Origin of the sequence: Streptococcus parasanguinis, assembly GCF_001578955.1 — a bacterium.
In the GTDB taxonomy this organism is placed as follows: domain Bacteria; phylum Bacillota; class Bacilli; order Lactobacillales; family Streptococcaceae; genus Streptococcus; species Streptococcus parasanguinis_U.
The window spans coordinates 685,056-691,958 of the sequence record NZ_KQ969689.1 but is presented as its reverse complement, the minus strand read 5'-3'; the positions used below and the strand labels follow the sequence as shown (position 1 = coordinate 691,958).

The 6,903-nt window shown below is 43.5% G+C and carries 7 protein-coding genes; all 7 read right to left on the bottom strand.

Annotated features, from left to right (window positions below):
- Positions 1–44 precede the first annotated feature (44 nt).
- Positions 45–1,001, bottom strand: a complete 957-nt coding sequence (locus tag SPADD19_RS03315) for an ABC transporter permease (protein WP_021153355.1) — start codon at positions 999–1,001, stop codon at positions 45–47.
- The gene (locus tag SPADD19_RS03310; protein ID WP_049489017.1) at positions 1,001–2,062 is read right to left on the bottom strand and encodes an ABC transporter permease; all 1,062 of its coding nucleotides are present in this window, start codon (positions 2,060–2,062) and stop codon (positions 1,001–1,003) included. The genes SPADD19_RS03315 and SPADD19_RS03310 overlap by 1 nt, the downstream gene beginning before the upstream one ends.
- Positions 2,055–3,590: an ABC transporter ATP-binding protein gene (locus SPADD19_RS03305; protein ID WP_023918304.1), complete on the bottom strand. Its 1,536-nt coding sequence runs from the start codon at positions 3,588–3,590 to the stop codon at positions 2,055–2,057. The genes SPADD19_RS03310 and SPADD19_RS03305 overlap by 8 nt, the downstream gene beginning before the upstream one ends.
- Before the next feature lie 135 nt (positions 3,591–3,725).
- Entirely contained in the window at positions 3,726–4,787 is a 1,062-nt protein-coding gene (locus SPADD19_RS03300) for a BMP family lipoprotein (protein ID WP_023918305.1), read from the bottom strand.
- A gap of 75 nt (positions 4,788–4,862) precedes the next feature.
- Positions 4,863–5,252 (bottom strand): cytidine deaminase, encoded by a 390-nt coding sequence (locus SPADD19_RS03295; RefSeq protein WP_049498278.1) that lies wholly within the window; start codon positions 5,250–5,252, stop codon positions 4,863–4,865.
- Positions 5,239–5,901, bottom strand: coding sequence for a deoxyribose-phosphate aldolase (gene deoC, locus SPADD19_RS03290; RefSeq protein ID WP_021153359.1), 663 nt, complete (start codon positions 5,899–5,901; stop codon positions 5,239–5,241). The genes SPADD19_RS03295 and deoC overlap by 14 nt, the downstream gene beginning before the upstream one ends.
- A 17-nt stretch (positions 5,902–5,918) precedes the next feature.
- Positions 5,919–6,903: thymidine phosphorylase (locus SPADD19_RS03285; protein ID WP_061455195.1), on the bottom strand; the 985-nt coding region annotated here is incomplete at its 5' end.

Genomic DNA, 6,903 nt, shown 5'->3' with positions numbered 1-6,903 from the left:
ACAATTGAGAGGCTAGGACTTTTGTCCCAACCTCTCTCTGTGCATTATTTCGATTTAATGTAGTTAACACCATCTGCTTTAGGCGCAACTGCTTGTCCGAAGAAGGCTGCCAAGACAACCATGGTCAAGACGTAAGGCGCAATTTGCAAGTAGATGGATGGGATACCTTTAAGCAAAGGCAATTGATTCCCGATAACAGCCAAACTTTGTGAAGCTCCAAAGAAGAGACTAGCCAGCATGGCACCGATTGGGTTCCATTTCCCGAAAATCATGGCCGCAAGGGCGATAAATCCAGGACCTACAATAGTAGTTACCGCGAAGTTAACAGAAACTGACTGAGCGTAAATGGCTCCTCCGATTCCTGCTAGAGCACCTGAGATCATCACTCCTAAGTAGCGCATTCTATATACATTGATTCCCAATGTATCTGCTGCTTGTGGGTGTTCCCCAACTGAACGAAGACGCAATCCAAACTTCGTCTTGAACATGATAAACCAAGCAAAGAATGAAAAGAGAATCGCAACCCAACCAATGATGCTGGCATTGTTGAAGAAAATATCTCCAATGACCGGAATTTTAGATAAGACCGGAATCGATGTTTTCCCAAAGGCAACTTTGATATTATCAGTTTGCCCCTTGTTGTACATCGCTTTGACAAGAAAGACTGCCAATGGAGGTGCCATCAAGTTTAATACTGTACCTGAGACGATATGGTCAGCACGGAAATGAATCGTTGCCACCGCGTGGATCAAGGAGAAGAGTACTCCAATCCCTGCAGCAACGATCAAGGACAACCATGGTGTCAAACTTCCTAACTCAGGCTCAAAAGTCAAGTTAAAGATAATACCTGAGAAGGCTCCCATAACCATGATTCCTTCCAGACCAACGTTAACAACCCCAGCGTGTTCTGAGTATGCTCCTCCGATACTTGTGAAGATCAGCGGCGCTGCATACACAATCATAGAGGAAACAAGAATACTTAAAATTGTTACAATACTCATTAGTTTGCTCCTCCTTTTTTAGCTGAACGCATCGAGATCATCTTTTCAATAATGTAGTGGGCACATACGAAGAAGATAATAGATGCTGTCACAATTTGAACGACTTCTTCAGGGATTGCAGCTGGCTTCATACCAACTCCCCCAATTTGAAGTGCACCAAACAAGAAGGCAGCAAATGGAATACCAATTGGTGAATTCATCGCAAGAAGGGCTACGGCCATTCCGTTAAATCCAACACTCATCGAGCTGGTTTGAACGTAGACATTTGAGTAAATACCCAGACCTTCTGCTACCCCACCAATACCAGCAAGAGCACCAGAAATGATCATAGAAAGGATAATGGTCCGTTTTGCAGACATCCCTGCGTATTCCGCCGCATTCGCATTGAGACCAACGGCACGGATTTCAAAACCAAGTGTTGTTTTCTTCATCAAGAACCAGATGACCACCACTGCGATGATGGCAAAGAAGATCCCGATGTTCATTTGTGATTTGTCCGTCAAATTACGCAACCACTCCGTCTGGTAGACAGCATTGGCTCCCACATCAATGGTTGAGTCCTTATTTTTCATCAAGGAAGCTGGGAAGCTATGAATCAAGGCATTCCCACCATAGAGAACAATGTAGTTCATCATAATGGTGATGATGACCTCACTGGTTCCGAGATAGGCACGAAGGAAACCAGGAATCGCTCCAATAAATCCACCTGCGACAGCCGCAATCAAAACGGTCATCGGAATCATCAGTAAGCGAGGCATATTTGGGAAGGAAAGGGCAAACCAAGTCGCCATGATCCATCCAGCAAAAGCCTGACCAGGAAGTCCAACGTTAAAGAAGCCGGCCCGGCTGGCTACTGAAAACCCAAGAGCAACCAAAATCAGTGGCCCCATGGCACGGGAAATATTTCCCCAACTCTTAATCGAACCAAAGGCTTTCTTAAACAGCAATTCGTATCCCCAAAGGGCATCATAGCTGAAGGCCCACATAATAATGGCACCCAAGACCAATCCTAAAAGGACAGACACCAACGGAACGGCAATTTGTTTTAAATTCTTATTCATTTGATGCTCCCTCCTTTACTTGTCCACCTGCCATGAGGATTCCAAGTTCTTGCTTATTCGTTGTTTCAGGGGTTACGATCCCTTGGATCTTCCCATCATGAATAACCGCAATACGGTCAGAAACATTCAAAATTTCATCTAATTCAAAGCTGACAACCAGAACGGCTTTTCCATTATCCCGTTCTTGAATCAAACGTTTGTGGATATATTCAATCGCTCCAACATCCAATCCACGAGTCGGCTGGCTAACGATCAAGAGATCTGGATCGCGATCGATTTCCCGAGCGATAATGGCTTTTTGCTGGTTCCCTCCAGAGAGAGCCTTAGCAGGTACCACTTCACTGGCTGCACGAACGTCAAACTCTTCCATCAACTTCTTGGCATAAGAGGTAATATTTGGATAATTCAAAATACCATTCTTGCTAAGAGGTTCTTTATAGTAGGTTTGAAGGGCAATGTTTTCAGAGATCATCATGTCAAGGACTAATCCATCCCGATGACGGTCTTCAGGGACGTGCCCTACCTTCATTTCTGTGATTTGACGTGGACGAAGTCCTACAACATCCTTGCCTTTAATCTTGATTGAACCAGATTTTACCTTCCGTAGACCTGTAATCGCTTGGATCAACTCAGACTGACCATTTCCGTCAATCCCTGCGATCCCCACGACTTCACCAGCACGAAGTTCCAGTGAAAGATTCTTAACAGCTGGGACACCCCGGTTTTCGTTTACAACCAAGTTTTCGATCGACAAGACGACTTCTTTCGGTTGAGAAGGACCTTTCTCCGTTTTAAAGGAAACAGAACGACCGACCATCATTTCGGCCAAGTCTTGGTTGGTAGCTCCACCAATCTCGACTGTCTCAATTGATTTCCCACGACGGATAACCGTTACCCGGTCTGAAACAGCACGAATTTCATCCAACTTGTGCGTAATCAAGATAATGGATTTTCCTTCATTTGCCAAGTTCTTCATGATTGTCATCAATTCTTCGATTTCAGCTGGTGTCAACACCGCAGTTGGTTCATCGAAGATTAGGATGTCGGCTCCACGATAAAGCGTCTTTAAAATTTCCACACGTTGCTGCGCACCGACGGAAATATCCTCAACTTTAGCATTTGGATCCACTGCTAAGCCATATTTTTTAGACAAATCAAGGATATCTTGACTGGCTTTCTTAAGATCCAAAATACCATGTTTAGTGGTTTCAGACCCAAGGATGATATTTTCAGCAACAGTGAAGGCTTCAACCAACATAAAGTGTTGGTGCACCATTCCAATTCCTAAAGAAGCTGCTTTTGAAGGTGAGTCTAGGTTAACAGTTTTTCCATTTACCACGATGTCTCCGCTAGTTGGTTCCAACAAACCAGCCAACATATTCATCAGGGTAGATTTCCCTGCACCATTTTCTCCAAGAAGTGCATGGATTTCACCTTTGCGCAACTGAAGATTAATCTTGTCATTTGCTACAAAGTCACCAAATTTTTTGGTAATCTCACGCATTTCGATGACATATTCGTGTGTCATGTGGGGTGTTTCCTTTCAAATCAATTTTTATTTCAATAAAACCTATTAAGACAGCTAATAGATTTTACTGAGACAAAAATGTCTCAATTTATTAAAAGGAACGGCCCTTGAAGGTCGGGCCGATCCAATCAATGATTATTTTTCAGGAACTTTAAGTGACCCGTCAAGGATCTTAGCTTTAGCGTCTTCGACAGCTTTTTTAGCTTCTGCAGAAAGATTGTCAGTTGTCAAGTCAACTCCACCATCTTTCAAGCTATAAGTAATCACTTTACCGCCAGGGAATTTACCATCAGCAGTTTTCTTAGCCAAGTCTTTTACAGATTCTCCGACTTTCTTCAAGCTTGAAGCCAATACAAAGTTAGATTTTTTACCATCTTTAGAAGTGTATTCACCTTCAGCTTTTTGGTCACGGTCAACACCAAGAACCCAAACTTTTTCGTCTTCATTTTTCTTCTCGTTCAAGTCTTTAGCTTCAGAGAAGACACCTGCACCAGTACCACCAGCTACTTGGTAGATAACGTCTGCACCTGCAGCATATTGTGCAGCAGCAATTGTTTTACCTTTAGCAGAGTCACCGAATGAACCAGCGTAGTCTACTTGAACTTTGATAGATGGGTCAACAGATTTAACACCAGCTTCAAATCCAGCGCGGAAACGAGTGATAACTTCACTTTCCATACCACCTACAAAACCAACTTGTTTAGTTTTTGTAGTTTTCGCAGCAGCGATACCAGCAAGGTAACCAGCTTCGTTATCGGCATAAACAGCAGATGCTACGTTCTTTTGTCCTTCAATACGGTCATCGATGATGACATAGTTCACATCTTGGTTGTCTTTTGCAGCTTTTTTAACAGAGTCGCTCAAGGCAAAACCAACACCAAAGATCAATTTGTAGTCGTTAGAAACAGCTTCATCAAGGTTTGTCGCATATTGAGATTCATCTGTTGATTGGAAGTAGTCAAATCCGTTCCCTTTAGAAAGACCGTTTTCTTTACCCCAAGCTTGCAAACCTTCCCAAGCAGATTGGTTGAATGATTTGTCATCCACACCACCAGTATCGGTAATGATAGCAGCTTTCAAATCTGTTTTAGATTCTGAGTTTGCGCTATCTTTTTTAGACGCACGATTTCCACATGCTGCAAGTCCGATAGCAGCGACAGTTACTAGACCAAGGCCTAGCCATTGTTTCTTGTTCATTACTGAACCTCCTAAATTATTGTGCAACATTGTTGCGAAGTATTGAAAGGGTCAAAAGACCGCCTCACAGACCTATTAAGTCAGGTCTGTAAAGGAATATGGAAGTAATTCCTTGACCGTCATCACGACCGTCGATTTATCTTTAGATACTAAGGTTACAGGAAGGTCTGGCTCAAAAAATTCAGCCATGACCTGGCGACAAGCACCACATGGAGAGATGGGCTTTTCTGTTTGCCCGTAGACAATCAGCTCTTTGAACTCACGAGCTCCTTCAGAAACTGCTTTAAAAATAGCTGTCCGTTCCCCACAGTTGGTTAAACCAAAACTGGCATTTTCGATATTGACCCCTGTATAGATTTCTCCATCCTTCGTTAGCAGTACAGCTCCAATTGGGAAATGAGAGTAGGGCACATAGGCTTGTTGACTCACTTCAACTGCTAAGTTGATCAATTCAGTAGTCGCCATGAGCCACTTTTCCTTCCATGATTGCTACACCAGAGGAAGTTCCGATACGGGTCGCACCAGCTTCGATAAATGCAAGAGCATCTTCATAAGAGCGAGCTCCACCAGAAGCTTTAACACCCATGTCTGGTCCAACTGTTTGACGCATTAAGGCTACATCTTCTACCGTCGCTCCTCCAGTTGAGAAACCAGTTGAAGTCTTCACAAAGTCAGCTCCAGCTGACTTTGCAATCTGACAAGCGACGATCTTTTCATCGTCTGTTAAGAGACACGTCTCAATGATGACTTTGACCAGCTTATCACCGCTTGCTTCGACAACAGCTTGGATATCTTCTTCAACTAGTGCTAAATTCTTAGACTTCAAAGCACCGATATTAATGACCATGTCAATTTCATCGGCACCATTTTGAATAGCATTTTTTGTTTCACACGCTTTGACAAAAGGGGTATTTGCTCCCAAAGGAAAACCAATGACGGTACAAACTTTAACGTCTGAATCGCGCAAGCCCTCAGCCGCAAAATTCACCCATGTCGGGTTCACACAGACACTCGCAAAATCATAAGCCTTAGCTTCTTCGATCAGCTTTTCGATCTGTTCTTGTTGCGCATCTGGTTTTAAAAGAGTGTGATCGATATATTTATTTAACTTCATACAATCTCCTGAGCTGCTTAAGATATTATTTCAATAATTTCTTTAACGCTTTCAGCCCTTTCTAGTATTTTAACATTTTTTTTGAATTCTGTAACTCTTTCTTGTGAATTTTTTTCATTCATGAAAATACGGGCAATGCGTTCCCCTTTTTTGACGTGCTCTCCCACTTTTTTGTCAAACACAATTCCTGTTTCGTAATCGAGGGGATCTGATTTGACAGCACGGCCAGCACCCAAGCGCATGGCGAACAAGCCAAACTCCATGGCAGGTAAAGCAGCAATGACGCCATCTTGGTCCGCTGTTACTTCAAGGACCTGATCTACTTTGACGGGACGGTGCAAATCTTCTAAGTCTCCACCTTGAGCTGCGACCATTTCTTCAAACTTCGCTAAGGCTTGACCATTGGTCAAGTGTTCATGGATGGCCTCGATCGATTGATCTACATTGGCCAATTTCAACATGATTTGCGCTAATTCACAAATAAACTCTGTAACATCAGCGCGCCCCTGTCCTTTCAGAATATCCAGGGCTTCCAAAATCTCTAAACGATTACCAATACTGGTTCCCAAAGGTTGGCTCATATCTGTAATGACAGCGATGGTTTTCCGACCCACTGCATTTCCAAGATCCACCATGGTACGGGCTAAGCGACGAGCATCCTCAATATTCTTCATGAAGGCACCCTCGCCTACCGTCACGTCCAAAAGAATAGCATCCGCACCAGCAGCGATTTTCTTACTCATGACGGAACTAGCAATCAAAGGAATGGTATCCACTGTCGCCGTAACATCACGCAGTGCATACAAGAGTTTATCTGCTTTTACGAGTTGATCGGATTGACCAATGACCGATAAGCCGATTTCCTGCACCTGCTGGATAAATTCCTCTTGGGTCCGTTCAATCTGGAAACCTTTAATGGATTCCAACTTATCGATGGTCCCACCTGTGTGTCCTAACCCACGACCGCTCATTTTGGCAACCGGCACTCCGAAACTCGCAACC